The organism is Streptomyces flavochromogenes (assembly GCF_000717595.1).
GTDB classification, from domain to species: Bacteria; Actinomycetota; Actinomycetes; order Streptomycetales; family Streptomycetaceae; genus Streptomyces; species Streptomyces flavochromogenes.
Window position 1 is genome coordinate 96826 of sequence record NZ_JNZO01000021.1, and the last position, 26025, is coordinate 122850.

Annotated in this window: 25 protein-coding genes, 1 tRNA gene and 4 pseudogenes; 9 read left to right on the forward strand and 21 right to left on the reverse strand. The window is 70.1% G+C overall.

Going from position 1 to position 26025, the window contains the following annotated elements:
* Positions 1 to 11: 11 nt before the first annotated feature.
* Both IF00_RS0125385 and IF00_RS0125390 read left to right on the forward strand, forming a co-directional pair.
* Entirely contained in the window at positions 12 to 545 is a 534-nt protein-coding gene (locus IF00_RS0125385) for a DoxX family protein (protein WP_078944843.1), read from the forward strand.
* 296 nt (positions 546 to 841) lie between these two features.
* Complete coding sequence (locus IF00_RS0125390) at positions 842 to 1471, forward strand: DedA family protein (RefSeq protein ID WP_376576175.1); 630 nt, start codon at positions 842 to 844, stop codon at positions 1469 to 1471.
* Here IF00_RS0125390 and IF00_RS0125395 read toward each other — a convergent pair.
* Entirely contained in the window at positions 1431 to 1709 is a 279-nt protein-coding gene (locus IF00_RS0125395) for a DUF2277 domain-containing protein (protein ID WP_030321765.1), read from the reverse strand. The two genes, IF00_RS0125390 and IF00_RS0125395, sit on opposite strands and share 41 nt — an antisense overlap.
* Positions 1710 to 1786: 77 nt before the next feature.
* Positions 1787 to 2032, reverse strand: a complete 246-nt coding sequence (locus IF00_RS0125400) for a hypothetical protein (RefSeq protein ID WP_030321767.1) — start codon at positions 2030 to 2032, stop codon at positions 1787 to 1789.
* A 187-nt stretch (positions 2033 to 2219) separates the two neighbouring features.
* Here IF00_RS0125400 and IF00_RS0125405 point away from each other — a divergent pair, with 187 nt between their 5' ends.
* Entirely contained in the window at positions 2220 to 2978 is a 759-nt protein-coding gene (locus tag IF00_RS0125405; protein WP_030321769.1) for a GntR family transcriptional regulator, read from the forward strand.
* Here IF00_RS0125405 and IF00_RS0125410 read toward each other — a convergent pair.
* A complete protein-coding gene (locus tag IF00_RS0125410) occupies positions 2920 to 3726 on the reverse strand; it encodes an MBL fold metallo-hydrolase (RefSeq protein WP_030321772.1) in 807 nt (268 codons plus the stop codon). The two genes, IF00_RS0125405 and IF00_RS0125410, sit on opposite strands and share 59 nt — an antisense overlap.
* Before the next feature lie 125 nt (positions 3727 to 3851).
* Between IF00_RS0125410 and IF00_RS0125415 the strand changes: the two genes are divergently transcribed.
* Positions 3852 to 4301 (forward strand): lamin tail domain-containing protein, encoded by a 450-nt coding sequence (locus IF00_RS0125415; RefSeq protein WP_030321774.1) that lies wholly within the window; start codon positions 3852 to 3854, stop codon positions 4299 to 4301.
* 87 nt (positions 4302 to 4388) lie between these two features.
* Here the strand turns inward: IF00_RS0125415 and IF00_RS0125420 are convergent, their stop codons facing one another.
* The 5 genes from IF00_RS0125420 to IF00_RS0125440 form a co-directional block, all read right to left on the reverse strand.
* Entirely contained in the window at positions 4389 to 4925 is a 537-nt protein-coding gene (locus tag IF00_RS0125420) for a DUF4231 domain-containing protein (protein WP_245234629.1), read from the reverse strand.
* A gap of 346 nt (positions 4926 to 5271) precedes the next feature.
* The gene (locus IF00_RS0125425) at positions 5272 to 5832 is read right to left on the reverse strand and encodes a flavoprotein (RefSeq protein ID WP_030321783.1); all 561 of its coding nucleotides are present in this window, start codon (positions 5830 to 5832) and stop codon (positions 5272 to 5274) included.
* A 58-nt stretch (positions 5833 to 5890) separates the two neighbouring features.
* A complete protein-coding gene (locus IF00_RS0125430) occupies positions 5891 to 6241 on the reverse strand; it encodes a hypothetical protein (protein ID WP_030321785.1) in 351 nt (116 codons plus the stop codon).
* A gap of 224 nt (positions 6242 to 6465) precedes the next feature.
* The gene (locus IF00_RS42820) at positions 6466 to 6975 is read right to left on the reverse strand and encodes a hypothetical protein (protein ID WP_158710520.1); all 510 of its coding nucleotides are present in this window, start codon (positions 6973 to 6975) and stop codon (positions 6466 to 6468) included.
* A gap of 446 nt (positions 6976 to 7421) precedes the next feature.
* Complete coding sequence (locus IF00_RS0125440) at positions 7422 to 7730, reverse strand: SMI1/KNR4 family protein (protein ID WP_158710521.1); 309 nt, start codon at positions 7728 to 7730, stop codon at positions 7422 to 7424.
* Positions 7731 to 8164: 434 nt separating this feature from the next.
* Between IF00_RS0125440 and IF00_RS47105 the strand changes: the two genes are divergently transcribed.
* Positions 8165 to 9154 (forward strand): HNH endonuclease signature motif containing protein, encoded by a 990-nt coding sequence (locus IF00_RS47105; protein ID WP_245234630.1) that lies wholly within the window; start codon positions 8165 to 8167, stop codon positions 9152 to 9154.
* A gap of 1549 nt (positions 9155 to 10703) precedes the next feature.
* On the opposite strand, the pseudogene IF00_RS0125455 reads toward IF00_RS47105, so the two are convergent.
* The 4 genes and pseudogenes from IF00_RS0125455 to IF00_RS0125470 form a co-directional block, all read right to left on the reverse strand.
* Positions 10704 to 11438 (reverse strand): annotated as a pseudogene (locus IF00_RS0125455) (IS5/IS1182 family transposase); the annotation flags it as partial.
* Between the two features lie 285 nt (positions 11439 to 11723).
* A pseudogene (locus IF00_RS0125460) lies at positions 11724 to 12077 on the reverse strand (ISAzo13 family transposase); the annotation flags it as partial.
* 200 nt (positions 12078 to 12277) lie between these two features.
* Positions 12278 to 12471, reverse strand: a pseudogene (locus IF00_RS0125465) (UTRA domain-containing protein); the annotation flags it as partial.
* Positions 12472 to 12570: 99 nt separating this feature from the next.
* A tRNA-Val gene (locus IF00_RS0125470) sits at positions 12571 to 12645 on the reverse strand.
* A 176-nt stretch (positions 12646 to 12821) separates the two neighbouring features.
* On the opposite strand from IF00_RS0125470, the gene IF00_RS0125475 reads away from it, so the two are divergent.
* The 3 genes from IF00_RS0125475 (at position 12822) to IF00_RS0125485 (ending at position 15516) form a co-directional block, all read left to right on the forward strand.
* Positions 12822 to 13592: a DUF4097 family beta strand repeat-containing protein gene (locus IF00_RS0125475; protein ID WP_030321798.1), complete on the forward strand. Its 771-nt coding sequence runs from the start codon at positions 12822 to 12824 to the stop codon at positions 13590 to 13592.
* A gap of 173 nt (positions 13593 to 13765) precedes the next feature.
* Positions 13766 to 15082, forward strand: coding sequence for a hypothetical protein (locus IF00_RS0125480; RefSeq protein ID WP_030321804.1), 1317 nt, complete (start codon positions 13766 to 13768; stop codon positions 15080 to 15082).
* Between the two features lie 215 nt (positions 15083 to 15297).
* Positions 15298 to 15516 carry an FmdB family zinc ribbon protein gene (locus IF00_RS0125485; protein WP_030321806.1) on the forward strand — a complete coding sequence of 73 codons (219 nt, stop codon included), beginning with the start codon at positions 15298 to 15300 and terminating at the stop codon, positions 15514 to 15516.
* A 10-nt stretch (positions 15517 to 15526) separates the two neighbouring features.
* Here IF00_RS0125485 and IF00_RS0125490 read toward each other — a convergent pair whose 3' ends face one another.
* The 3 genes from IF00_RS0125490 to IF00_RS0125500 all read right to left on the reverse strand — a co-directional run bounded on the left by IF00_RS0125490 (position 15527) and on the right by IF00_RS0125500 (position 20478).
* Positions 15527 to 16375 (reverse strand): HAD family hydrolase, encoded by an 849-nt coding sequence (locus IF00_RS0125490; RefSeq protein WP_425338341.1) that lies wholly within the window; start codon positions 16373 to 16375, stop codon positions 15527 to 15529.
* Between the two features lie 122 nt (positions 16376 to 16497).
* Entirely contained in the window at positions 16498 to 19266 is a 2769-nt protein-coding gene (locus IF00_RS0125495) for a phosphoribosyltransferase domain-containing protein (RefSeq protein ID WP_037639042.1), read from the reverse strand.
* An 18-nt stretch (positions 19267 to 19284) separates the two neighbouring features.
* Positions 19285 to 20478 carry an HpcH/HpaI aldolase/citrate lyase family protein gene (locus IF00_RS0125500; protein ID WP_030321811.1) on the reverse strand — a complete coding sequence of 398 codons (1194 nt, stop codon included), beginning with the start codon at positions 20476 to 20478 and terminating at the stop codon, positions 19285 to 19287.
* Positions 20479 to 20655: 177 nt separating this feature from the next.
* Between IF00_RS0125500 and IF00_RS0125505 the strand changes: the two genes are divergently transcribed.
* The gene (locus tag IF00_RS0125505; protein ID WP_030321813.1) at positions 20656 to 21597 is read left to right on the forward strand and encodes a TerD family protein; all 942 of its coding nucleotides are present in this window, start codon (positions 20656 to 20658) and stop codon (positions 21595 to 21597) included.
* Positions 21598 to 21654: 57 nt separating this feature from the next.
* Here the strand turns inward: IF00_RS0125505 and IF00_RS0125510 are convergent, their stop codons facing one another.
* The 6 genes and pseudogenes from IF00_RS0125510 to IF00_RS0125535 all read right to left on the reverse strand — a co-directional run bounded on the left by IF00_RS0125510 (position 21655) and on the right by IF00_RS0125535 (position 25981).
* Positions 21655 to 22395, reverse strand: a complete 741-nt coding sequence (locus tag IF00_RS0125510) for a TerD family protein (protein WP_030321815.1) — start codon at positions 22393 to 22395, stop codon at positions 21655 to 21657.
* Between the two features lie 133 nt (positions 22396 to 22528).
* Positions 22529 to 23477 (reverse strand): annotated as a pseudogene (locus IF00_RS41570) (DUF475 domain-containing protein).
* Between the two features lie 28 nt (positions 23478 to 23505).
* On the reverse strand, positions 23506 to 24081 hold the full coding sequence (locus IF00_RS0125520) for a TerD family protein (RefSeq protein ID WP_030321817.1): 576 nt from the start codon (positions 24079 to 24081) through the stop codon (positions 23506 to 23508).
* Positions 24082 to 24163: 82 nt separating this feature from the next.
* Positions 24164 to 24739, reverse strand: a complete 576-nt coding sequence (locus IF00_RS0125525) for a TerD family protein (RefSeq protein ID WP_015033386.1) — start codon at positions 24737 to 24739, stop codon at positions 24164 to 24166.
* A gap of 186 nt (positions 24740 to 24925) precedes the next feature.
* Positions 24926 to 25384, reverse strand: a complete 459-nt coding sequence (locus IF00_RS0125530; RefSeq protein WP_030321819.1) for a peroxiredoxin — start codon at positions 25382 to 25384, stop codon at positions 24926 to 24928.
* A gap of 174 nt (positions 25385 to 25558) precedes the next feature.
* Complete coding sequence (locus tag IF00_RS0125535) at positions 25559 to 25981, reverse strand: DUF3052 domain-containing protein (RefSeq protein WP_030321821.1); 423 nt, start codon at positions 25979 to 25981, stop codon at positions 25559 to 25561.
* Between the last annotated feature and the right edge of the window lie 44 nt (positions 25982 to 26025).

The following is a 26025-nucleotide window of genomic DNA, read 5'->3' on the forward strand; positions in this document are numbered from 1 at the left end:
GGAGTCCCCCCATGAACACCCCGAACAACCCGAACCATCAGCAGAATGTGAAGGGCCCCGGCGGCCTGAGCACCCTCGCGGGCCGCCTCGACCGGTCGCAGCCCTACGCGCTGGGCCTCTTCCGCGTCGTCGTCGGCCTGCTCTTCGCCTGCCACGGCGCCGCCTCGCTCTTCGGCGTCCTCGGCGGCGCGATGGGCGGCGGGACGGTCCCGGCCGGCACCTGGCCGGGCTGGTACGCCGCCGTCATCCAGCTCGGTGCGGGCGGCCTGGTCCTGTTCGGCCTGGGCACCCGGAGCGCCGCGTTCCTGGCCTCGGGCTCGATGGCGTACGCGTACTTCAAGGTCCACCAGCCGGAGTCCCTCTTCCCGCTCCAGAACGGCGGCGAGACCGCGGCCCTGTTCTGCTGGGCCTTCGTGCTGCTCGTGTTCACCGGTCCGGGCGCGCTGGCTCTCGACAACCTCTTCCGCGGCCGGGTGGGCGCGGGCGCCACGGCGCGCAGGACGAACGAGGAGCACGAGGAGCAGGCCACGCCGGTCACGGCCTGAGCCGTGACGCCGAGGGTCGCCTGAGCCATGAGCGGCCTGAGCCGCGACGCCGAGGGTCGCCTGAGGCATGACGCCGAGGGCGGCCTCAGGCACCTCGGCCCGGCGGGCTGAGTCACATACAGGAAAGGGCCGGACCACGCAGCACGCGTTCCGGCCCTTTCCCATGCCCCCCTCACCCGGAACCGGCCCCTCACCCCGGGCAGATTCCCGCAAAGTCGCACACGTTCGCGCGGATCCGTCGAAGCCCGGCACCCGCCCGGCGGGATGCACCCCGCCCCCGCGTAGGCTCTGCCTCTGTGAATCTGCTCGACAGCCTTGGCTCGCTGCGGTCGCTCACCGCCGGTCCATGGATCTACCCGGTGGTGGCGACGTCGATCCTGCTCGACGTCTTCCTGCCCGTGCTGCCGAGCGGCTTCCTGGTGATCACCGCGGCCACGGCGGCGGCGACGGCCACCGCGGCCACCCCCGACGTACCGTCCCTCCTCCCCCTGCTGCTGTGCGCGGCCACGGCCTCGGTGCTCGGCGACTTCCTGGCGTACCGGCTGGCGCTGCGGGGTGGCGCCAGGCTCGACCGGACGATCGCCAGGTCCCGGCGCCTGTCCATGGCGCAGGAACGTCTCGGCACCGCGCTGGCCAGGGGCGGCGGGCTGCTCGTCGTCCTCGCGCGCTTCGCACCGGCGGGCCGCTCGGTGGTCTCGCTGGGCGCGGGCGCGGCGAAGCGGCGCGTGGAGGAGTTCCTGCCGTGGTCGGCCCTGGCGGGCGTGACCTGGGCCTCGTACAGCGTGGGGCTCGGCTGGCTGGGTGGGCAGTGGCTGGGCGCGACGTGGTTCAGCGCGGGAGTGTCGACCCTCGCGCTCTTCCTGGCGGGCGGGCTCGCCGCCTACCTCATACGGCGTCCGGCTGAGGCTCCCGCGCCTGCCTCCTGACGGCGGGCTGCCCCGGGTGCGCGTGATGTGCACCGCGTACCTCCAGGCCGTCGAGGAGTCTCGCGGTCGCGTCGGCGATCTCGTCCACGGCCCGCTCGAAGACCTCGCGGTTGTGGGCGGCGGGGGCGCGGAACCCGGAGACCTTGCGGACGTACTGCAGGGCGGCGGCGCGGATGTCGTCCTCGGTCGCCTCCTCGGGCAGCGCGGGCGGTCGGAGCGTCTTGATGCTGCGGCACATGCCTCCAGTGTGGCGCGCCCCACCGACAATCGCCGGGAACGGAGCCACCGGGCAGCGGCAGGAGGGGCCCGCCGGCCTCAGGACAGCCCCCGCCGGCTACGCGCGTTGATCTCGGCGGCTCGGGCGCGCAGCTCACGCAGCGGCGTGGCCGGCTGTACGTCGGCGGGCTCGGCCTCCCACTCGGCACCACCGTGGACGGGCCGGATCAGACAGCGCCCGGAGATGCTGCCGGGGACGCTCCCGGAGGCATTCCCGACGTAGAAGCCGACCCTCCCGGTGGCGGTGTCACGGACGAGGTCACCGACCTCAGGCAGTGGCTGCACGCATCCCCTCCGTCCCGATTCCTGAAGCCTGGGGAGAACCAGAGAAGCCCTCCTCCCCCTCCCTGTCAACGTATCTCTAGAGATGTCCCCCGATGGATGGATCGACCGGGCGGGGCGGCGCACACGTGTGCACCCTGGCCTCGGGGTGCGCCGTAGGGTGTCCGCAGATGAAGGGAGTGGTCCACCCGTGACTGACCAGGACAGCGCTCGTCGGCCCAAGTACCAGCGCATCGCCGACGAGTTGAGAACCGCGATCCAGTCGGGCGCGTTCGCGCCGGGTGACCGGCTCCCCGGTGAGAACGACCTCATGACGACCTACGCCGTGGCCCGGATGACGGCCCGCCAGGCCCTCTCCGTGCTGCGCACCGAGGGTCTCGCCGAGGCCCGCAAGGGTGCCGGGGTCTTCGTCCGGGCCTTCCGTCCGCTGCGCCGCCGGGGCATCCCGCGCCTGTCCGGCGAGCAGTGGGGCAACGGGCGTTCGGTCTGGTCGGCGGACATGGAGGACCGGGACCTGGTCGTCGACCAGATCGAGGTGGGCGAGACCGAGGCGGGGGCGCGGGTCGCGGGGGCGCTGAACCTGACGCCGGGCGCGCCCGTGTGCGTACGGAGCCGTCGCTTCGTCCTCGACGCCAAGCCGGTGCTGCTGTCGGTCTCGTACCTGTCGGCGGAGTTGGTGCGCGGGACGCCGATCACCGAGCCGGACACGGGGCCGGGCGGCACCTATGCCCGGCTGACGGAACTGGGCCACCGGCCGGTGCGGTTCCGCGAGGAGATCCGCTGCCGGATGCCGACGGCGGACGAGGCGGACCGGCTGGCCCTGGAGTGGGGGACGCCGGTGGTCCTCATCGGGCGTACGGCGTTCACGGGGCCGGGGATGGCGGTGGAGCTCAACGAGATGACGCTGGACTCGTCGTCGTACGTCCTGGAGTACGACTTCGACGCGTGACGTCGAACCGGAGGCCGGGATCGGCGTGCGCGATGTCGCCCGCGTACGCCCCGGAGGCCAGCGCGACGGCTTCCGCGGGCGCCTGCGCCGACCCCACGTGGGTCAGGACGAGCCGCCCGACACCGGCCTCGGCCGCGGTCCTGCCGGCCTGGGCGGCGGAGTGGTGTCCGGGGGTCTCCCCGTCCGCCTCGCACACGAACAGGTCGCAGTCGCCGGCGAGTTCGACGAGGGAGGGGCAGGGCTCGCAGTCACCCGAGTAGACGAGCGAGCGCCCGTCCTCGTCCTCCACACGCAGCGCGAAGGCGGGAGGGCCGTGCTCGACGGCGCGGGAGGTCAGGGTGAGCCCGCCGACACGGGCGACATGCCCGTCGCACAACTCCCGTACGTCGAAGGCCGTCTCGACGGGGCTGCGCTCGGGACCGTTGGTGAGGAACCCGGCGAGCCGGTCGGCGATCCCGACGGGCCCGAAGAGGGGCACGGGCAGGACCGTCCCGAGCCCCGCGTAGAGCAGGGCGTAGAAGAAGGGGAGCAGATCGGCGGAGTGATCGGCGTGCAGATGGGAGACCCACACCGCGTCGACATCCTCGAGGTCCACGTGGCGCTGGAGCTCGGCGAGCGTGCCGCTGCCGGCGTCGACCCAGACGCGCACCCCGCCGCCCTCGACGAGATAGCCGGAGCAGGCGTTGCCCGGACGGGGGAAGGGGGTGGCGGAGCCGAGCACGGTGACCCGCAGGGACCTGTCGCACATGAGCCGAGATTAATTTACGCCCCGCCAACTCACGTGAAGTTGTGGGGGCGAGGTGAAGAGCGTGCGTATTCTGTGTGCGCGCCGGGACCCATCGGCGGGCCCCCGGCAGAAACCGAGGGACATTCATGCTTCGCGCACGCACGTTCGCGGCCGTGACCGCGGCCGCCGCCTCCGGCGTCCTGCTGCTGCCCGCTCAGGCACAGGCCGCCGGGTCGGTCCACCTGTACAAGATCTACTACGACAGCCCGGGCTCGGACCTCCGCTCGAACACGAGCCTCAACGGCGAGTGGGTGCAGATACGCAACACGACCGGCGCGGCGGTCAACCTGCGCGGCTGGACGCTGACGGACGCGGCGAACCACACGTACACGTTCGGCAACTTCGTCCTCGGCAAGGGCAAGATCGTGACGGTCCGCACGGGCCGCGGTACGAACACGTCCGCGAACCTCTACCAGAACCGCGGCGCGTACGTCTGGAACAACGACCGCGACACCGCGACGCTCAAGAAGTCGAACGGCGCGCGGATCGACACGTGCTCGTACAACTCGACGCGGGTCGACTACAAGTGGTGCTGACCCGCCACGAGGGCTGACCGCCACGGCGGCGACCGCCCGCACGGAGGACGGCCCCGGGAAGCTCCCCGGGGCCGTCCGCGCATCCGCCTACTTCTCCTCCGCCGCGGGCTCCCGGGCGGCCGGAATCCCGTGCTGCTGGACATCGGAATCGACCTGTCCGCCCAGGGTCATGACGTTCAGGGTCGCGGAGTTCTCGTTGGCGATGGCCTTCTCGACCCGGGCGACGAGCGTCGAGAACGCCTCCCGTTTAGGCAAGTTGTGGTACGGCCCGACCTTGGTCTCGAAGTAGACCCGCTCGTGTCCGAGGAGCTGCTCGGTGGACCGGTAGTTCTTCCACTGCTCGCGGTACCGGTAGACGCTCTCCAGCGACACGGCTGCGACGACCACGACGCTCAGCACGGTGGCGGTGACCCGCGCGAAGGCCAGATCCAGATTCACGAACACGGGCACGAGCGCGCCACCGACGACGGAGACGGTCCGCATCCGCAGATGCATCGCCTTCATCCGGGTCGCCTTGGCGTCGTACCAGCCCTGGTACTGCGCGAGCCTCGTCTCGATGTACCGCTGCGGCGTCATCTCGCCGCCCTGCACCCCGGTTCCGGGCGCGTCCCCCACCTCAGCCATGCCGCGAGTAGACCGGCCCTGCCAGGTCCCCGTCAACTCTTCCCCCATTCCCCCACAGCCCCCCACAAGGTGGGTTCAACCGGCGTCGACGCGTCGTCGAGCGACCACCAACGCGACCTCACCCATGGAGATTTCAGGGCGGGTGCCCCGCGAAGCCGCAGAGGTGGAGGCAAGCGCGGTCGGCAGGAGGTGGAAGTGATCCAGGTCTGACCCCGCCCGGCCCGGGCCCGAAGACGCGAAGAGGCCCCTCGCCCGGCCGGCGAGGGGCCTTGCTCCGTCCGGTGGGCACCGACGGCCGCCGAACCGGCGAGGGCTTCCCTCCGAGCCTTCGAGCCGAACCGGCTCGTCACTCGTTTCGATCACCGCGGGCGGGATCGTACGACCCGGCACCGACGGCGGCGAGCGCCGCGCCCCACGGGTAGGCCACCGGGGCGCCGGGCTGGTGCGGCACGAACCCGCCCTCCCCGTAGAGAACGGTGACGCCGGCCACGCGGAGCGTCTCCACCGACCGTTCGAAGGCGGGGTGCTGCACGTAGGCCGAGTTCACACACGGCATCGTCACGAGGGGAATCCGCTTCCCGATGCCCTCGGCCACCACGCCGACGATGAACTTCTCCGTGATCCCGAGCGCCCACTGATTGATCGTGTTGAACGTCGCCGGCGCCAGGAGGACGGCGTCCGCCGGCGGCCACACATCGGGCTGGCCGGGCAGCTTGTAGTCCCAGCGGACGGGATGGCCCGTGAGCGCCGCGAGGCCGTCGAGGGAGTCACCGAGCCAGCGCGCAGCGGTGGGGGTGAGGCCGAGACAGACGTCCCAGCCGTCGGCCTGAGCGTCCTCGATGACGTGGGCGATGTCGAAGACGGGCAAGGCCGCGGAGCTGAACAGGTACAAGGTCCGAGTGCGCATGCACCCATCCGATCACACGCGACCGCTCCCGCCCGGAGCGGAGTCGGGGGGACTCGGATCAGCCCCTGTCCCGGCTGAATTCGTGCGTGCATCCCCCGGATGTCACGTCCTGGGTGAAGCAGGCGACGAAGGAACTCGGGGAGCCGTAGAAGGCCAGTTTCATGTCCTCGCAGTCCACGCCGTCGAAGGTGACGTCACCATACGATCCGGAGGGAGTCCAGGTTCCGTGCTGCCGTTCGGCGAACCCCGAGCACCCCCATCCGACGACGTCCTCCTTGTCGAAGCCCTCGGCCGTGAACGTGCCGTCGTCCTCGAACTCGACCGTCACCCCGCTCCAGTCCGACCACACACCCGTCAGCTGATCAGCGCTGTCGACCTCGACCGGGTAGTACCCGGAACAGGCGGCCAACAGAAAGGTCGCCGCACCACCCCATGCGGCGCCCCTGCATGCTCGTCGTATCCGCTGAAGCCGGTCGGCAGCCATACGGCCCTGTCTCTCGCGTCTCGCACACGCCCGGAAGCGACTGCCGAAGGAAGCAGCGGGCATCATCTTGAACGCGTTCAAGTCCTGGTGTCAATCGAGGCGGAGATCGGCCATGGGGGCCGTACGGACTGCCGGGAGGCCCATGGGCGTCAGCACCAGGCAAATCCGTCGTGACTGGCCGTGACATCCAGGCCGTAGCTGCCGGCACTGTCGCCGAGATCACCGGGGAACCACACAGCGAGGTGGGCGGTGGTGCCCGCGACGGACTTCTCGAAACAGAGCGCCGAGGTGTCGACAGCGAGGCTGCCAGGCGCCGGGGACGGCGAAGGATTGGCGCTCGCGAGTCGCCAGCCGTCTTCTGCGGCGGCCTGGCGGTAGAAGGACAGCACGTCGGCCCGGGATGCCGTGTACCGGTAGTACTGCCCGGCGTAGGCGAACCCGTCGTCCTCGTCGCATCCCGAGTACCGCTCGTCCTGGGCCTGCGCCTGGCCCGGGTGGGCGTCGAGGACGGACAGAGACGCCAGGGTCGGCGCGAGCTCCTGATCGGCTCCGGTACAGCCGTAGAGCCCACCCGTCAGCGCCCACACGCCCGTTGCGGCGATGAAGGCCATGCCGCCTGCGCCGACGAGAACCGGCACAGCCACTCTCCTCAGCTTCATGGCGCGGAGCGTAGCGCAGTGGATCTACGGAACAGGGCGCGGCCCAGCAGGGCGGCCCGGCGCTGCCACACTCGCCTGCGGGGCGGGCACCCTTGACGGCCTCCGCCGACGGCAATCGACCACCACCGCAGAGACGCCGACCGACCCCGCACGCGTACACCCCCCAGACCTGAGCCACACACCACTGCGGTCGACCGGACCAGGTAGCGACGTCCCACCGTCAGCGCAGCGCAGCTGACACGAAGCCCCCGGCCCCTTCACCGAGTTCCTCCCGAGTTGCGTCGAAGGGCCGCACCGTCCGGCCTTCCTGGGGCGCTACCGGCCCGGCCCGACCCTGCGCTACCACCCGGAGTACGAGGACGGCCCGGACCACCTCTGGTGAGCACCCGCCGTCACGGGGGTGCCGTCCCCGCCCCCGCCCCCGCCCCCGCCCCCGCCCCACTGAATCAGACCGCCTGGGTGGGGGTGGAAGGGGAACGGAGTGAGCTCCGGTCGTCGAGATGCGAACGGCCTGACGTAGACCAGATCTGCTCCAGCTCGGCCGGTGTCCCCTCGACCGGGCGGGCGAGCCGGAAGAGCCGGTCGAAGGAGCCCGGCCCGTACAGGTCGAGGAAGGCCTTGTAGTCCGCCGGCAGGGCCACCCCAAGGTGCTTCTCGGCCGCCTCCCACAGCTGCGGCCGCGCCCAGCCCCAGCACGGCGGCTCGCCCAGCAACTCCCTCAGTCGCGCCGCCGCAGGCGTCGGTTGGTCGTTCACGAGGGGCACCCTGTCAGACCCCGCTGCCAAGCCCTCGCCCCGCCCCCGCACCAGTTGCGCACGCCGCTGCGGAGACCCGGCAACCCAGCGCGCACACACGGACAAGGCCGCTGGTCACACCAGTCACCATGGCGCCCTGGGAGTTGGCCATGGGAGACGGTCGCCAAGGTGGCAGTACTGCTGTCGTTCATGACGGTGCGCGAGCTTCCGAATCCGTCCATCACTCCATGCCGGCGTAGTCGGGCGGCTATAGGCGTGCTTCGGGCGAGGCCGCGTCATCGGCTGGCCCCTGTCGGCGAGGCTTGCCGGCCCAACCACTCAGGGCCCCCTACCTCGTGCGGCCCAGCACAGTAGGTGCAACCTCGGCTGCTGGATGTCAGTGCGGTCTGCCATGCTCCCCGCGCCGTATCCAGACAGTGGCCTCGGGGGGAGTCGTGACGAAGAAGGCGCGGCAGCAAACTCGAAAAAAGAAGGCGCAAAAAGGCGTCGCCATCTACCACGACATGAAAGTGTACGAGAATTTCGAGCGGACTGCTCTTCGCATTTTCGAGTGCGTCAAGCAGGCCGAGAAAGATTCTCCAGGCGCCCCACGCCTTCTTTACATCGACATTCAGGGTCACAAGAATGAGACCGGCGGGTACGATCACGACGCCTTTGAATTGATGCAAGATTTTGCGCTCGGCTTCCTGGGGGACTATCTCACCGAAATCCGCACCCCTCTTTACGGCGCACGGAACCCGCGCAAGCAACGTAACGACATTCCCGACGCCTTGCAGATCCATCATCCGGATGACGGAAGCAAGTATGGATACGACACCGGATCTCTGGCCATCCAGCCTCGCGAGAACCAGCCGGCCAACAGAAAAACCGCGCCAACCGTACGAGCGATTTCCGAATATCTGGGCATGGACGAAGCCGCCTGCCTGGTGTGCTGGCGTAGACCGGTTGAGCGGGCACACGTTGTCCCGACTTCGCTCGGCGGTTCGATGGACGTCAGAAACTTCGCGCTGCTGTGCCGAGATCACCACGCCGAGGCTCCGGACGTGGCCGACGCGGAGAGTTTCTGGGCCTGGGTTGACTATGCGGAACTCAGAGACAGTCCGGACAAGTGGGCAGATACACCCGCGGAGGTGAAGGAATTCCTGCGGAAAAATAATATACGGATCAGAAAGGAGACTCGCGAACCTTTGTCGTTCTTCTCTGCTGTGAAGGAGGAACTGAAGTCTCTCTACGGCTGGACGGACAGTGATCTCAGTTCGGCAGCTTGGCCAGATCTGATGGACGAGTTTCATCGCGTCCTAGATACAGCGACAGGGCGACACTTCTCCATCGACAAGAAGGCATCCACCTATGCCTGGGCCTATGACATCGCGCTGAGGAGGGTTACGGGAGATGCTCGCCGTGTCGTACGTGACGCTCTCTGACGCACATCGGTAGCGGAGCACGACGTGCGCCGGCCGAAACGGAAGCGCACGCAAGCCCGGCTCCACACCCGGTACAGAGCGTCCGCGTCGGGCCCGTAGGCGAAGACGACCACCTCGCCCCCACCGAACTCATTGCCGTCGACCTCACCAACCCCCGCAGCTGCGACTGCGGCCCCGATGGACCGCTCGGCCTCAAAAGCCAGTGATCATTGATCAGGTTCGCCAAGGTCGTCGCCACCCAGCTGGAAGCGAGCCATCACGGCGTGCTCCGGAGGCGTCGCCCGCAAGTCGAAGAGTGCGTCCTGCATGGCAGCACCCTCCCCCCGAACCCTGTCAGTCGACCGATGTCCGGGGCATCCGAGCTGGCAGCGCCCGACCGACATCCGATCACAAGTTCACCCGGCCGCTCTTTGCCGCCTCACGAGAACGCCTTCTCCGGTCACTCAAGTCCCATGACGCTGCTTCAGGCACTCCGCTACGGTTGATCTATCGCTCACAAAGTGGATGTCGAGGGGGCCCCGTGCCGACACTGCTCTACTACCCTTTGGTTAGACCGCCCCAGGCAGTCCTGCATCAGGCGCTGTTGTACTGGGACGACATCGCTTCCGTGGTACCGGGCGATCCAGAGGTCTACGAGGTCGCGGTTTCGGAGGAGTTGAAGGACCTCAAGGAAAGAGGGCTCTACCACCCCATCGTTCTGAGCCAGCAGTACAACCAGCCACTTGACGACATGCTCCACCTCGATGTCTTGATGAGAGAACTTCGTCAACTGGCCGCCGGTCCACCAAGCCCTCGGGTCTCCGTCATGGACGCCTTCCTCTTCCGCTCAAAGGTCGGCTACCTCTTGGAGGCGGAGATCATCCGCCTCGGCTTGGGACGGCGACTTGGGAACGCACGGACGCCACTTGGTGCAGCTGTAGCCGTATCCAGGGAGGTACAACTCCTCTTGATCGGCGCGTTGGCACAGGAAGTAGCTTCCACGGCCGACGCTCGCGCCTACACGCCGTACACGGATCAACGATCTGCCTACGAGACGTCTTTGCGCCCCATAGGTCCTGGCTTCGGTGTGGCGGCCTGGCGGGTGGAGTTGGGCCGCCTGCTTCCGGCGCCGGCGCCAGGTACACCCACTTCTGAGGTTCTAGCTTTCCGCGACAGGTACGCCTCCGAGCGGGAGCGCTTGATGCGTGCTACGCAGACCATGCTGAGCGATCTATGCCGCGAATGGGAGCATCCAGCCGACGTGCTGCAGCGAATGCGGGTGGAGCTGAACCAGGCACGCGGGGACTATCAGTCGGCTGCCCGAGCGAGCCGCACAGCCTGGGTGCACAGGTCTATCTCGGTCACGGTGGGAGTAGCTGCAGCCGCTGTAGGCGCGTTGGTCGTCCCGGATCTCGGCTGGGTTGCTGGCATAGCAGGCAGCATCGGGTTCAATATCGCTACCCGAGAAGTCCGCCCGCTGTTCTATGCGAAGAGAGAGCATCCGTTTAGCTACCTGCACCAGGTGGATCGCGAGCTGGGGCTTGTCCCGTAAATGATCTATCGCATGCCGGATGACCAGCATGCCATGGTGGACGCCGTCGCCTTTCAGACGGCAGTCGTGGAGGATCTTCCAGGCCTTCATGCGGGCGAAGACGTGATCGACCCGGGCCCGGACGCGCTTGTGGGACTTGTTGTGGGCTTGCTTCCAGCCGGACAGTTCTTTCCCTTTGCGGCGTCGGTGGGGCATCACTAGCCCGGTGCCCGGATAGTCGCCGTCGGCGATGGTCATGGTCTTGCCGACGGCGGCCCTCGCGCCGGACCCCTCCCACGCCTTGCAGTCGTTGCGGTTCCCGGGCAGGGGCCGGCCGACCACCACGACCAGGCGGGTGTCGGCGTCGATGACGACCTGGTGGTGGGTGGAGTACCGGTAGTTCTTGAACTGTTCCGCGATGGTGTGATCGCGGATGGGGACCAGGGTGCCGACCACGATGAGCACGGTGTCCTTCGCGAACCGCTTGCGGGGCTGGAGGGCGAGCATCGGGCCGAGGTGATCGATGATCCGGTCCGCTGCGGATTTGGAAACCCCGAACAACGGAGCCAGTTGCCGCATGGTCAGGTTCGTTCGCCTGTAGGCCTCCACCAGCAGTGCCCGATATTCCAGCGTCAGGCTCCACGGTCGGCCCCTGCGGACTGCCTCCGCACCCTTGCGCCGAAGATCCGTCACCAGCTTCCCGGACTGCCGCGGGCTCAGCCCGGTGAACGGGGCTATCCAGGACGGCTCCGACGCCGTGATCACACCAGCCACCGCAAGATCGCCTCACCCGCGAACACCAGGGCAGACAGCCCTCGGAGGGCGGAGGTGGGGGGTGGATACACGGCAAAACATCTCCAGACCCGAGCTGGCTGCCGGGGCCCGTCCGACCCACCCCCCATGGCCGCGAGTCCCTCACGATCTCCGTCCGGCCCATCACATCGCACCGTATCCCGGGACGCTGACAACACACGGCTCGTCAGCGAGTGCTACGGAGCCATGACAGTCAGCCACATCAGCCGACCAGGAGTTGCGGAACATCCCTTAGGGCCTGCAGATGAGCACGGCGAGGGGTTCTGCGGGCAGGCCGAGCCGCAGGTGGAGGACGGTAGCCAGGACCTGCTCGGGAAAGGGCAGCCGGGGCGGGCGGCCCATCCCGGCGCCGGGTTGCGCTTCGTGCAGAGCGGCCAGGCTGGCGGTGAGGACGTTCAGGTCGTGCTGGGACATGCCGGTCAGGGTGGGATCGGACAGCGTGGCCTGTTCCCAGGCGACGCCGAGAACATGTTCCTCGGCAGGGGACACGCCCACCAGCGCAGGGTGTAGGACGTAGTTCCAGTCGCCGTGGAAGGCGTGCCGGGTCAGCGGCAGCGCGGCCATGTCCGCGTCGCCGATCTTGACGCCGGTCGGGTAGCTGCCAGGAGAAGTTCGGCTCCCTCCCTGTGGTCAACCTGACGGCCCGGGACGGCAGCCCTCTCCCGCAGTCGGCCGACGTCTTCCTGTACACCCGTTGTGCCGTGGTCGCCGCTGGCCGAGCAGTCTGGGAAAGCGTCTTTTCCGACGTCGCCAGTTACTCCAACAGCGACGGCTGGCCACACCTGCGGACCTGGGACGAACTACCGCTGGACGGGGATCTCGTAGACGATCTCGCAAACGCGGCCGGTACGACGATGTCAGCCGTCTCCACCGGCCTGCCTTGGTCGCTGTAGTAGGTCCGTCGGATGTGAGTGACGAACGCGGCCTTCTGAGTCCCGAGGAGCGATGCCTCCTCGGCGGTCGCCTGCCGCGGCTCCGGCTGCTCCACAGCATGGCACGGCGCCCCTCCCCCGCCTCCCCGGCCGGGGAACGAACAAGGCCCAGGCTCCCGGTTCAGAACCGGTGACCTGGGCCTTCGTCGTGTGCTACCTACTGGTGGGCGCGGACGGTTTCGAACCGCCGACATCTGCTTTGTAAGAGCAGCGCTCTACCCCTGAGCTACGCACCCGTGGAAGAGGCAACAGCCTACATGGCGCATGGGTGGGTGCTGCAAACCGATACCTCCCGGTGGGGGGGTAGCCCCACCTCTGGGACGGTGGGTCGCCGGATCGTGACGGCGGGTGGTGGGGTCGTACGGTCGGGGGACTGTCCGCGTTTCCGGTTTCTTGTGGGGGTCTCCGCGTCATGGCTGCTGTCCGTCGTCCGTTCCAGGTGTTGCTCGCCTCCGGGGGAGTGCTGGTCGCCTCGCTCGTGCTCGTCGGGTGCGGCTCGAACGATGTCGAGGGGGCGCCCGTGGAGCGGAGGACGTTCGCCTTCGGCGGCGAGGCGCTCACCGTCGACTCCGACAACTCCGAGCTCGTGATCACCCCCGCCGACATCGACGACGTGCGCGTCGAGCGGCAGGTCGACGGGTGGGTGTTCATGGGGTCGGGGCCCGAGCCCGAGTGGAAGCTCGTCGACGGGAAGCTGACCCTGCGCGTGCGCTGTGACGGTGTCACCGCCAACTGCGACGCCATCCACCGGATCCAGGTCCCCCGCGACGTCGCCGTCACCGTCGAGAACGACAACGGGCGCGTCACCGCCGAGGGCTTCGCCACCCCGATGAAGGTGCGCTCCGACAACGGGGACGTGCGCGTGCGCAAGGCCGGCGGAGCGCTGGACCTGGGCACCGAGAACGGTGACGTCGCCGTCGAGGACGGGGCCACCGCGCCCGAGGTCGTCGCCCGGTCCGACAACGGCGCCATACGCATCGCCCTCGGCTCGGTCCCCCGCCGCGTCGACGTCGTCACCGACAACGGCGACGTCCACGTCTCCCTCCCCACCGCCGAGTACGAGGTGACCGGCGCCAGCGACAACGGCGAGGTCCGGATCGACGTCCCCCGCCGCGACAAGAGCGGCCACTCCGTGAGCGCCCGTAGCGACAACGGTGACATCTCCGTCCTCACGGCGAACTGACCGGCCCGTGTGTTCGTCCTTACCGGGTGGGAGAATGAACCGGACCGGGCACTGCGGACACAGCACGGGAGAGGTACGTGGCGGCGAGCGACGCGAGGGGGGCGAGCGGCGTCCGGCGTCGTGACGCGCCAAGCCGGGGGCAGACCCGATCCGAAGACGGCGCGAGGCCGGGGATGTCGGGGATCCGGCTCGCCCTCGCCCTTCCGCTGCTCGTCGGCGTGATGCTGCCGCAGGCCTTCGCCGGCGGTGGCACCCGCCGCTGGTTCGGCGGACGCGGCGAGGGCCAGCGCGCCGAGGCCCAGGCGGCCAAGGACGCCGCCGCCTCCGCCTTCTACGAGCTCGACACCGCCCAGCGCGGGCTGCGGATCTCCATCGAGACCATCACCGCCGTCGACAGCTCCCCCGAGACGCGCCGCGCCGTCGAGGGCTTCGAGGCACTCGGGCGCCGTATCGACGAGGTCAGCCACACCTACATCAGCGCCGTCGACGCCCACGACCTCGACCGGGACGAGCTCGACGCCGCGACCGCCGGCCGGGCCCGCGCCGAACTGACCCGCGCCAAGGACGAGCTGGACCGCGTGAAGGGGGAGCTCGACCGCTTCGAGGCGGGGCTCGCCCCGCTGCTCGGACAGGCCGAGACCCAGCTCGCCCGCCTCGCCCCCGCCGTCGAGCGGGCCCGGCAGGCCCTGCGCGGCGCGAGCGGCGCCCTGGACTCCGTACGGGAGAGCGGGCTGCGGGCCGACGACCTCGCCGCCCGGCTCGCCGCCCTCGGGCCCGAACTCACCCGGCTCAACGAGGGCGCCGGCCGGCACGGTGTGCCCGAGACCCTGCAGCGCGCCGACAAGGTCCTGCGCGACGCCGAGGCCGTACGGGTCGAGGCCGAGCGGCTGCCGGAGCGGGCCGCCGAGATCGACCGGCGCCTCGTGTCCCTCCGTACCCGCACCGAGGCCCTCACCACGCGCACCGGCGGCGTCGAACCGATCCTCTCGGAGCTGCGGCGGCGGTTCACCGCACCCTGCTGGCAGGACCTCCAGCACGTGCCCGATCAGGCCGCCACCACGCTGCGACAGGCCGAGGAGCGGCTCGCCGAGGCCGGAAAGGCGCGTGCCGAGCAGCGGTGGCCGGACGCGACCTCACTGCTGTCCACCGTCCGCGCGCTGCTCGACTCCACCGACGAGGCCGTCTCCGCCGCCGGTGACCGGCTGCGCCGCCTCGACGCCGTCGCCAAGGACCCGAAGGCGGAGACCGACCGCGCCCGGTTCGCGGTACGGGACGCCCAGCGCCTCGCGATGGCCGGGCGCAGCAGCCCCGACCCGCGCCACGCCCGGCCCCTCGACGAGGCCGTCGCCCGGATCGACCGGGCGGTCGACACTCTGGAGGGCCGCCACCCGGACTACTGGCACTTCCTGACCGAGCTGGAGGCCGTACGGGCCACGGCCGCGCACGTCGTCGGCCTGATCAGGGAGGAACGGGGCGCCACCGGGCATTGAGCCGGGCGATGGGGGGGGCGCCGGGCGGGGCCGCAGGGCCGAGAGGCCCGCGGCGGGCGTGAGGTGAGGCCGCGGGGCCGCGGCGGGCGTGGCGGGCGTGGGGAGCGGCCGGAGGTCGGGTCCCCTCTCCGTGTCCGTGTTCCTGCCCGGGTCCCGTGCCCGTGCCCGTGTCCGTGTCCGTGTCCGTGTCCGCCCGCAGGCTCTAGCCTGTTCCCATGCCTCGTTATGAATTCCGCTGCCGGACCTGCGGCGACACCTTTGAGCTCAGCCGCCCGATGGCCGAGTCCTCCGACCCCGCCTCCTGCCCCGCCGGGCACGACGACACCGTGAAGCTGCTCTCGGCCGTGGCCGTCGGCGGTTCCGCCTCCGCCGCCCCCGCGCCGAGCGGTGGCGGGGGTGGCGGAGGCTGCTGCGGTGGCGGTTGCTGCGGCTGATCCCGGTCGGCTAGACGGCTGCAGCCGCCCTGAAGCGGCGCAGGATCTCCTCCCCCGCCGCGACCCCGCGTTCCGCGAGGACGTCGAGGTGGGGGGCCGTCCAGTCGCTGTCGGCCAGTTCGCCGTGGCCCGGGCGCCACGCCCGGTCCGCGGCGAGCAGCAGGTCCGCGTCGAGGAGCGAGTCGCCTGCGGCCAGGGTGAGCGAGGCGCCGGTACGGCGGGCGACCTCGCGGACGGCCGCGCTCTTGGTGAGCGGCTTCGGTACGGCGTACACCTTGCGGCCCTGGAGCGAGACCGTCCAGCCGCGCTCCCCCGCCCAGGCGCCGAAGCGCTCCAGCCAGTCCTCGGGCAGCCGTTCCCGCTCGACGACGAGGTAGGCGAACAGGTCCTCGGCGACGCGGTGCTTGCGTACCCAGGACAGGTCCGTGGTCGCTGTGAGATAGGCGCGGACCTCGGAGAGCGGCGCGCACTCCTCGGCGAGCCTGCGCAGCACGGAGGCGTGCCAGTCGGCGTCGGTGACGCCGTCGACGAGGATGTGCCCGCCGTTGGCGCAGATCGCGTACTTCGCTGCGCTGCCGGGAAGTTGGATGCGCTGGTACTGCTTGCGCGTCCGGGTGGTGGTGGGGACGAAGACGGCTTCGTCGGTCAGTCGCTCCAGAAGCTCCGCCGCGTTCTCGGTCATGTACGAGAGCGGCTTGGACTCGTGGACCTCGACGCAGAGCAGCCGGGGTGCCTGGGCGTCGGGCATGCCGAGGGCGAGGGCCGCGGACGAGTAGATGAGGGTGCGGTCGAGGTCGCTCGCGACCAGGACGGGGGCGGGACCCGCGGTAGGGACCGGGATCGGGGCCTGGGCCGGAATCGGGGCCTTCGTCGTAGGCGTCACGCTCGTGGTCGTACCCGTCGTCTCGGTCGCACTACCGGTCACGGTCGCCGTACTCGCGGTACTCGTCGCGCTGGTCGCACTCGTCCCCCTCTTCGTACTCACTGGGACACCACCGCCTTGCCGTCGGCGCCGGTCGCACCCCTCGTGTACTGAGGGTGGATCAGGCCGACGCAGCTGTACGGGAGTTCGTCGACCTCCTCGACCGGCACGCCGCGCTGCTCGGCGAGCAGCCGGACGTGCGCGAGGTCGGCTTCGGCGCCCCGCTTGGCGAGGATCTTCCAGGGGACGCGGCGGAGCAGGACGCGGGTGGTCTCGCCGACGCCCGGCTTGACGAGGTTGACGTCGTGAATGCCGTACTCCTCGCTGATCCGCTCCACGGCTGCCCAGCCCTCCCAGGTCGGGGTGCGGTCGGCGGCCAGCAGTTCCTTCACGTCGGCGTCGACGGCCGCGCCGACCTCGTCGAAGCGGGCGGCGACGGCGTCGAGGAAGGTGTTGGAGACGTCCGCGCCGGCCAGCTCGCGGTAGAACTTTCCGCCGTGGAAGTCGTTCGGTCCGACCAGGTCGGCGCGGAGCACCGTACGGGAGATCAGGCCGGAGACCGTGGAGTTGAGGCAGGCGGAGGGTATGAGGAAGTCCTCGCGCGTGCCGTACGTACGGACGCAGGAGCCGGGGTCGGCGAGGACCGCGATCTCCGGGTCGAAGCCGGTGACGCCTTCGGCGGCCTCGAAATCCTTGATCGCGTCGGCGAGTTCACGGGTGATGGCGCCCTTGCCGGTCCAGCCGTCGACGAACACGACGTCGGCCGGGTCGTGGTGGGCGGCGAGCCAGCGCAGCGCGTTGGCGTCGATGCCGCGGCCGCGCACGATGGAGACGGCGTAGTGGGGCAGCTCCAGGCCGTGGCGGGCCTGCGCCCAGCGGCGCATGAGGACGCCGACGGGGGTGCCGGCACGTGCGAGCGAGACGAGGACGGGCCGGTGGCCGGGCCGCTCGCGCTCGGCGAGGACGGTCTCGGTGACGGTGCCGACGGCACGGGCGATGCGGGCCGCCGAGGTCTCCAGGGCGGCGTGGAACAGCTCCTGGTAGCGGTCGCTCGGCTGGTACTCGACGGGGAGCGACTCCGCGTAGTGCGCACCGCCGCTCTGGATGGCTTCCTCGCGTTCCTCGGTGGGCGCCTCGAGCTCGACGTCCGAGAGGTCCTGGAGCAGCCAGCCGACCTCCTCGGGTGCGTACGAGGAGAAGGCGGGGCCGCGGAGGGGCTCGGGCAGCATGGAGCTCCTTTCGGGAGCTTCGGTGGCTTCGGTGACCTCGGGCGTGGCGTCGTACGGAACGTACGGAGAGGCCGTGGGCGTGTACGAGGGGACGACGGCGAGCACGACGCGCGGGATGTGCGCGGCGAGCTGGGCGAGCAGGCCGTCCGGGGCGTGCAGGGCCGGGGTGTCGGCGGTGGAGTCGACGACGAGGACGACGGCGTCGAAACCCGCGCCGGCCACGTTGTAGGCGTAGCGCTCGCCGGGGCCGTCGGCGGGGTTGTCGTGGGCGGGGAAGACGAGCCGGGTGCGGATCGCGTAGCCGGGGTCGTCGACGGCGAGGACGGGCGAGCGGGTGGTGGTGGAGTACCGGACGTCGTGCCCGGCGTCCTCCAGGGCGGTGCCGAGGCGCAGGGGCGCGTACATCAGCTCCTCGAATCCGAGGACGAGGACGCGGGGCTCCGCGGGCGGCGGGGTGGGGGCGGCGGGCCGTCCGTCGGCGGTCGCGGCGAGCGCTTCCCCGGCGGTCCGGCCGGAGCGGTCCTCGACGGACGAGCCGGGCCGCTCCTCGGACGTCGCGGCGAGCTGTGCCTGGGCGGCCGGGACCTGCGGTGCCTCCGCAGCCGGGACCCGCAGGGCCTCGGCGGCCTGGACCTGCGGTGCCTCCCCGGCCGGGATCCGAAGGGGCTCGGTGGCCGGGACGCGCAGGGCCTCCGCGGCCGGGACGGCCCGCAGCGCCTCGGTGATCCTGCCCGCCATCGCGGGCAGCGCCGCCTCCAGGCGGTCCCGCTGGTCGGGCGTGAAGCCGTGCCGACCGCCGTCGGGCAGCCCCTCCGGCCAGTCCAGCGCCACGCGCACGGGCGCGGGCCGACGCGGGGCCGCGGCGGAGCCGGGAGCGGGCTCCGTGCCCGGCTCGTACGCCCGCTCGTGTTCCGCCACCAGCGCCTGGCCCTTCTCCAGGACCCCCTCCGGGAGGCGTACGGTGCCGGCGGCGCCGGACATCAGGTCGACGCGGGCGCCTATCTCCGCCGCGAAGGCGTCCAGGCGGCCGAGGTCGGCGGCCGAGCGCATGTCGACGAGGGCGACGACGACGTACCGGTCGCGCGGGTAGCGCTCGTGCAGGGCCCTGACGGTGTTGAGGACGGTGTTGCCGGTGGAGAACTCGTCGTCGACGAGGACCAGCGGGCCGTCGCCGGCGAGCAGCTTGGGGTCCGCGGGCAGCAGCAGGTGCGAGGTGGCGTGCGAGTGGGACTCCTCGAAGCCGCCCGCGCGGGCCACTCCGGCCACCGGCCGCCGGGTGGAGTGGAGGTACGGGGCGAGGCCGAGGCCGTCGGCGACGGCGTGGCCCAGGGCGGTGGCCGTCTCGGCGTACCCGAGGACGACCGAGCGCGCGGCCTCCTCGTCACCGAGGAGCGCGCGGACGCGGCGGCCGAGGTCGAGGCCGGAGCCGTAGACCACGGACGGCCGCTGCGGCACGTGCTTGCCGAGCACACTGGAGACCAGCAGATGCGCCCGCTTGGGGTTGCGACGCAGTGCGAGGCCCAACAGGGCCGGTAGCGCCTCGTCGCCGATCAGTTCGACGCCCAGTCGCTCCGCGACCCACGTTCCGGTCCACACCACGTCGTCGACGTCCCTTCGTCAGCCGGCCAGTCCGGCGGTGAGCAGATCCACGAAGCCGACGTCCTCCTTGGCGACGCCGAAGAGCTCGGCGCGCAGGAGGGTGCGTTCGGCCCACGCGCGATGCGGCTTCACTTCGTTCATCTTGTTCGTGTAGGCGGAGCGGAGCACTCCGCCGCCGCCCTGTTCGGGCCGCAGGATGTCCTGGGCGTCGCTCCACTCCTCGTGGCTGACCACGGAGAGGGCGTGCACCGGCACCACATGGGTGGGGTGGATGCAGGTCTTGCCGAGCAGGCCGTTGGCGCGGTCGAGTTCGATCTCGCGCAGCAGGCCGTCGAGGTCGTGTTCGATGAGGGCCGTGCGCAGGTCCTCGGCGCGGCCTTCGAGGAAGGGGCTGCGGCGCAGCTGGGGCTTGAACATGCGCTCGCCGGGCCGGAAGTACTCCCAGACGGGTCCCGTGACGGTGAAGCCCGTGCCGTCGGAGCGGCCGAGGACGTTGACGACGTCGGCGATGACGTTCGCGACGATCTTGACGTCGTAGGCGGTCATGTCGGGCGAGCGGCGCAGTCCGTAGGCGGAGCAGAAGTCGGTGACGCCGAGGCGGAGGGCGAGGACCCGGTCGCGGTACTTGTCGGTGATCGAGGCGATGCCGGCGAGGGTCTCGGCCCGGGTCTCCAGGTGGAGGAGCTCGGGGGACTCCAGGACGGGCATGGCGAAAAGACGCCGTCCGCTCGTCCGCTCGGCCAGGGCGAGCGCTTCGAGGAAGGCCTGGCCGCGTGCCTCGGTGAACTTGGGCAGTACGAATCCGGACAGCAGGCGGACCGTTTCTCCAAGCCGGGCGACGAGGTCGGTGATCTGGCGCGGATCGCGGACCCGGATGAAGAGCAGGGGCAGATCCGTGGCGGTGTCGGCGTCCGTCACGGTCCCGGCGGTGTGATCGGCGAGGTCGGCGAACTGACGTACGAGGTTGTCCTCGCCCGCCTCGACGTCGGCGTCGCTGATGGAGTCCTCCAGGCAGAGCACCATGGAGACCACTCCACGGGCCGCCTGCTTGCGCACGTCGTCGGCGAGCCGAGGCCGGGTGGCCGGGCTGTAGAGCGTGGCCCCCAGGGCCACGGCGAGCGTGCGCGCGGGCGAATCTGCCGTGAACACGGCCGGTTCCCGAAGGAAGAGACCAGCCCGCGCCGCGGACGGGATGTGCCCGAAATGACGCATATATGTCCCCCGTCTACCTCTCTGGAACCTGACGACATGTGGCCGGTAATAGTACGTAGGTGCGGGTGTCCACAGTTCCCTTCGAGCATGAAATCCAGGTAACTCGTCAGCGTCCTTCACGCCGTCCTGCGACAGGTGACGCCCCCGCGTTGTCCGCGGGTCTGCCGGGAGGGCAGGATGACGGTCATGACGCACGCGATGCTGAAGGGCTCCAACGTCCCTCTCGACACCGCGGCCGTACGGGCCGTGCTCCGCTGGACCCCGGGCTCCGGGGTCCCCGACGTGGATGCCTCGGCCCTGCTCCTGGGGCCCTCCGGCCGGGTGCGGTCCGACGAGGACTTCGTCTTCTACAACCAGCCGCGCCACCCTTCGGGCCTGGTGCGACGGCTGCCGAAGAAGCGTGACTCCAAGGGTCTCACGGACACCGTGGAAGCCGACCTCGGAAGCCTCGACCCCTCCGTCGACCGGGTGGTGATCGCGGCCTCCTCCGACGGCGGCACCTTCCGCTCCGTCTCCGACCTGCGGATCCTGCTGTACGACGCGACGGCGGGGCCCGACGCCGAGGCACTGGCCCTGTTCTCCGTGACGGCGGAGACGGGCGAGGAGACGGCCGTGATCTGCGGCGAGCTGTACCGCCGCGGGGACGGCTGGAAGTTCCGTGCCGTGGGTCAGGGTTATCCGACGGGCCTGGTCGGCCTCGCCACCGATTTCGGCATCTCGGTCGACGAGGACGCGCAGGACGCGGCGCAGGAGGCCGCCCAGGCGGCCCAGAGCGCCCAGGACGGCTCCCAGGAGGCCCAGGGGGGCTTCCGTGAGGTCCCGGGCGGTCAGGGCGCCTCCGGCGAGGTCCAGGGGGCCACGGCGGGCACCGTCGCCTCCGGTACCGGCGACCCGGATCTCGACCTGACCGTCGTCCACACCCCCGTACCCGTGCCCCCGCAGCCGGCCATGCCGCCGCCCATGCCCGACCGGGCGCCCGCCTACGGCTACCCCCAGGAGCCGGCGAACGCCGCCGCGGCCCCCGCGTACGGCTATCCGCAGCCGGTGACCGCTCCCGAGCAGAATCCGGCGCCGGAGTTCCGGATGCCGCCGATGGGCCCCCAGTTCGTCCGGTCCTGAGGATCCCGGCATTCCCGAAGAGCCGCCCGGGGGCGGCCCCGCGGACGCGGGCAACGGCTACGCCTTGGTCTTGTAGCCGCGCCCCCACTGGAGACCCCAGCCGTACAGCCGGTCCAGCTCGGCCTGGAAGCCGTACACGAAGCGCACCTCGCGGCGGACCGTCAGCTCGCCCTTGGCGTTCTCCACGGAGAAGACCGCGCAGGAGCGGGCCTGCGGGGCGCGCTCGTCGAGGTCGATCTCGATCCGGGGGCCGTTGCTCGGATACAGCGTGATCTTGGCGTGCGTGCGGTCGAAGGCCGGCGTCTGGTCGTAGATGTACACGAAGAACAGCAGGCGCTTGATCTCGTCCTTGTGGTCCAGATTGACGAAGATCGTCTCCCCGGAGGAGCCGCCGAAGCGGTCGTCGCCGCTGAGTTTCACGTACGGCGCGCCGTTCAGGTCCCCGAAGAAGCCGCCGAGCGGCTGCACCACGCCCTTGCTGCCGTCCGCGAGCTCGTAGAGGCAGCCCAGGTCCAGGTCGACGTTGACCATGCCCTGGGTGTGCGCCTGCACGACCTCGGGCTTGAAGAGCTGGGACGGGTTGCGGAGCAGCCGGCCGCTCTGCCGGGAGCGTCCTTCGAGGTCGGAGGTCCGCATCCGCCAGGAGAGGTTCACCCGGAGGTTGCCGGTGGCGGCGCCCTGTTTGGTGAGCGAGACGGACGGGCGCCGTTTCGTCAGATCGATCGTGTTCGACGCGGCGCTGCCCGAGTCGAACTGCGACGCCGTCCTCCCCGGAAAAAGGTTGTCCCAGAAGGCCATGCCGCCTTCACCCCCCACTGATCGCCGGCCCCACTGTTCGCCGGCACCGCTGATCACCGACACCGCACACGCCTGCGGGGCGGCCGGGTGCACCGACCGCCCCGCAGTGAAGCGTTCCTCATTGCCGGGGGTGTCACACCCCGGACGACACCTCGGTCTTGTCCCCCGAGGGACCCGACCCGCCCTCGGCCGCCGCGAGCGCCTTGTTGCGCCGTACGGAGGACCAGAAGGACCAGGCGATGAGGGCGACACCGATGAGACCGGTGACCACCTCGGGGATCTGGTAGCGGATGGAGACCATGAGGATCAGGGCCAGCGCGCCGATCGCGTAGTGCGCGCCGTGCTCCAGGTAGACGTAGTCGTCGAGGGTGCCCTGGCGGACCAGGTAGACCGTCAGCGAACGGACGTACATGGCGCCGACGCCGAGGCCGAGCGCCATCAGGACGATGTCGTTGGTGATGGCGAAGGCGCCGATGACACCGTCGAACGAGAAGGAGGCGTCGAGGACCTCCAGGTAGAGGAACATGAAGAAGGCGGCCTTGCCGGCCAGCTGCACGACGCCGACCTGCTTGCCGCTGCGCTTGGCCTCTTCCTCGGCCTCGTGCTCGCGCTCCTCCTCCTCCTCGAGCTTGTTCTCGAAGTAGCCGGAGAGACCGCCGACGACGAGGTACGTGATGAGGCCGAAGACGCCGGAGAGCAGGACGGTCGACGCCGCGTCGACGTGCGTGCCGCCGTGCTGGTGGGCCTGGGTCGCGAAGGTCATGGCGCTGATCGCCAGGACGACCAGGGCGATGCAGACCGACAGCATGTCGATGTGCGAGATCGACGGCCTCGATGGGGCCGATCTTGGCACTGATCGCCACGATCACGACGGGGAAGACCAGCCTCATGCCGAAGACGGCGATGAGCACACCGATGGTGAGGAAGATCTTCTGCCAGAAGGCATTGTCGAAGGACAGCGAGATCTCGAGGACACACAGGATCGCGACGATCCCGAACGCCTCCCACCCCCCGTAGAGCACCGCTGCGACCAGGCCGAGCGCCGTGATGGCGAACGACCAGCCGAAGGTTTTCAGAACCACTGTTTGCCCCATCGTGAATTACATGGCTTTACGAAACGTTGACCCCGAAGTCTAGAGCGATGCCCCTCAGCCCCGACGCGTACCCCTGACCGACCGCGCGGAACTTCCATTCGCCGCTGTAGCGGTAGAGCTCGCCGAAGATCATCGCGGTCTCGGTGGAAGCGTCCTCGGAGAGGTCGTACCGCGCGAGTTCCTGGCCGTCCATCTGGTTCACGACGCGGATGAACGCGTTGCTGACCTGACCGAAGCTCTGACCCCGGTTGTCGGCGTCATGGATCGACACCGGGAAGACGATCTTGTCGCAGTGGGCCGGCACCTTGGAGAGGTCCACGATCAGGGACTCGTCGTCCCCGTCGCCCTCTCCGGTGAGGTTGTCGCCGGTGTGCTCGACCGATCCCTCGGGGCTGCGCAGCTGGTTGTAGAACACGAAGTACTCGTCCCCGAGCACCCGTCCGGCCTGGCACAGCAGCGCGCTGGCGTCGAGGTCGAAGGGGGCTCCGGTGGTGGAGCGCGCGTCCCAGCCGAGCCCGACGAGGACCTGGGTGAGGTTGGGTGCGGCCTTGGAGAGGGAGACGTTGCCTCCCTTGGCGAGCGTGACGCCCATGATTCGTTTCCTCCCCGGTGGTGATGAGGCACGTCCGGCGCCGCACGGGATGTGCGGCGCCGGACGGTTGGAACGGTTCGGCTCAGACGTTGACGCCGAAGTCCTGCGCGATACCGCGCAGGCCCGAGGCGTAGCCCTGGCCGACAGCGCGGAACTTCCACTCGTCGCCGTTGCGGTACAGCTCGCCGAAGACCATGGCGGTCTCGGTCGAGGCGTCCTCGGAGAGGTCGTACCGGGCGATCTCGGCGCCGCCGGCCTGGTTCACGACGCGGATGAACGCGTTGCGCACCTGGCCGAAGGACTGCTGGCGGTTCTCGGCGTCGTAGATCGACACCGGGAAGACGATCTTGGCGACGTCGGCCGGCACGGTGGCCAGGCTGACCTTGACCTGCTCGTCGTCACCCTCGCCCTCGCCGGTGAGGTTGTCGCCGGTGTGCTCGACGGAGCCGTCGGCGCTCTTCAGGTTGTTGAAGAACACGAAGTCCTGGTCGTTGCGGACCTTGCCCTCCGCGCTCACCAGGATGGCGCTGGCGTCGAGGTCGAAGTCCGTACCGGTGGTGGTGCGGACGTCCCAGCCCAGACCGACGGTCACGGCGGTGAGGCCAGGGGCCTCCTTGGTCAGCGAGACGTTGCCGCCCTTGCTGAGGCTGACTCCCACGAGTCCCTCCATGTGGTTTCCAGGGGCAGCGCCCCCAGTCGTGCGTTGGCATTCGGATCAACGAGTGGATCCTAGTGACGGGTTCCCGCTCGAAACAGTCGATTCGCCCGGTGAATCCGGGTGTCGGGTCCCGGAGGGCCGCCGGATCGCGCCGCCGGAGGCTCCCGGCGGTGCTCCCGGCGGAGGTCAGATCGCTTCGAGGGCCTTGACGTACTCGCCGAGGTCACGCGCGTCCGGCAGGGCGTTCACGACGGTCCAGCGGACGACACCCTCCTTGTCGATGATGAAGGTGCCGCGCACCGCGCAGCCCTTCTCCTCGTCGAACACACCGTAGGCACGGGAGGCCTCGCCGTGCTTCCAGAAGTCGGAGAGCAGCGGGTACTCCAGGGATTCCTGCTCGGCGAAGACGCGCAGGGTGTGGATGGAGTCGTTGGAGACGGCGAGGAGCTGAGTGTCGTCGTTGACGAACGTCGGGAGGTTGTCGCGCAGCTCGCCGAGCTCGCCCGCGCAGACGCCGGTGAAGGCGAAGGGGTAGAAGAGCAGCACCACGTTCTTCTCGCCGCGGAAGTCGGAGAGCCGGACGGTGCGCCCGTGGTTGTCCTTGAGCGCGAAATCCGGGGCCTCGGTGCCGACCTCGATCGCCATCGCGTACGCATCCCTTCGGCGGGGCCCTGACCTTGGGCCGAATCGGTGAACCCCACCCTACGGCCTGTCCGCGCGAGCCCCCGCGAGGCCCGGCGAGGCCCGGCGGCCCCGGCGGGCCCGCGCGCACGAAAGCCCCCGCCGGCGGACCGGCGGGGGCCTCTCGCAGCGTGGTGGTCAGCGCTTGGGGGCGGTCAGGCGGGTGCCCGTCCAGTCCTTGGCGACGCTGATGCTCTTGGTCTGGGAGAGACCAGCTGTCTGCGCGGCATCGTTGATGTCGCTCGGCTCGATGTAGCCGTCGCGGCCGGTCTTCGGCGTCAGCAGCCAGATGGTGCCGCCGTCCTCCAGAAGACCGATGGCGTCCACCAGGGCGTCGGTGAGATCGCCGTCCTCGTCGCGGAACCAGAGCACGACGGCGTCAGCGACGTCGTCGTAGTCCTCGTCCACGAGTTCGGCCCCGATGATGGACTCGATGCCTTCACGGAGATCGTGGTCGACGTCGTCGTCGTAGCCGATCTCCTGGACCACCTGTCCGGGCTCGAACCCCAGCCTGACGGCCGGGTTGGTCCGCTCCTCCGCGTGGTCCGCGGTCGCGCTCACGGCTTGCCTCCTGCTCATTCGGTAAATGCTTGGGCCGCGCGTAT

Excerpts from the sequence above, each read along its gene's own strand:
- IF00_RS0125385 (WP_078944843.1), top strand. The coding sequence starts at position 12 with ATGAACACCCCGAACAACCCGAACCATCAGCAGAATGTGAAGGGCCCC.
- IF00_RS0125395 (WP_030321765.1), bottom strand. The coding sequence starts at position 1,709 with ATGTGCCGCAGCATCAAGACGCTCCGACCGCCCGCGCTGCCCGAGGAG.
- IF00_RS0125410 (WP_030321772.1), bottom strand. The coding sequence starts at position 3,726 with ATGTGCGACAGGTCCCTGCGGGTCACCGTGCTCGGCTCCGCCACCCCC.
- IF00_RS0125415 (WP_030321774.1), top strand. The coding sequence starts at position 3,852 with ATGCTTCGCGCACGCACGTTCGCGGCCGTGACCGCGGCCGCCGCCTCC.
- IF00_RS0125420 (WP_245234629.1), bottom strand. The coding sequence starts at position 4,925 with ATGGCTGAGGTGGGGGACGCGCCCGGAACCGGGGTGCAGGGCGGCGAG.
- IF00_RS0125425 (WP_030321783.1), bottom strand. The coding sequence starts at position 5,832 with ATGCGCACTCGGACCTTGTACCTGTTCAGCTCCGCGGCCTTGCCCGTC.
- IF00_RS42820 (WP_158710520.1), bottom strand. The coding sequence starts at position 6,975 with ATGAAGCTGAGGAGAGTGGCTGTGCCGGTTCTCGTCGGCGCAGGCGGC.
- IF00_RS0125475 (WP_030321798.1), top strand. The coding sequence starts at position 12,822 with ATGGCTGCTGTCCGTCGTCCGTTCCAGGTGTTGCTCGCCTCCGGGGGA.
- IF00_RS0125480 (WP_030321804.1), top strand. The coding sequence starts at position 13,766 with ATGTCGGGGATCCGGCTCGCCCTCGCCCTTCCGCTGCTCGTCGGCGTG.
- IF00_RS0125485 (WP_030321806.1), top strand. The coding sequence starts at position 15,298 with ATGCCTCGTTATGAATTCCGCTGCCGGACCTGCGGCGACACCTTTGAG.
- IF00_RS0125500 (WP_030321811.1), bottom strand. The coding sequence starts at position 20,478 with ATGCGTCATTTCGGGCACATCCCGTCCGCGGCGCGGGCTGGTCTCTTC.
- IF00_RS0125505 (WP_030321813.1), top strand. The coding sequence starts at position 20,656 with ATGACGGTCATGACGCACGCGATGCTGAAGGGCTCCAACGTCCCTCTC.
- IF00_RS0125510 (WP_030321815.1), bottom strand. The coding sequence starts at position 22,395 with ATGGCCTTCTGGGACAACCTTTTTCCGGGGAGGACGGCGTCGCAGTTC.
- IF00_RS0125520 (WP_030321817.1), bottom strand. The coding sequence starts at position 24,081 with ATGGGCGTCACGCTCGCCAAGGGAGGCAACGTCTCCCTCTCCAAGGCC.
- IF00_RS0125530 (WP_030321819.1), bottom strand. The coding sequence starts at position 25,384 with ATGGCGATCGAGGTCGGCACCGAGGCCCCGGATTTCGCGCTCAAGGAC.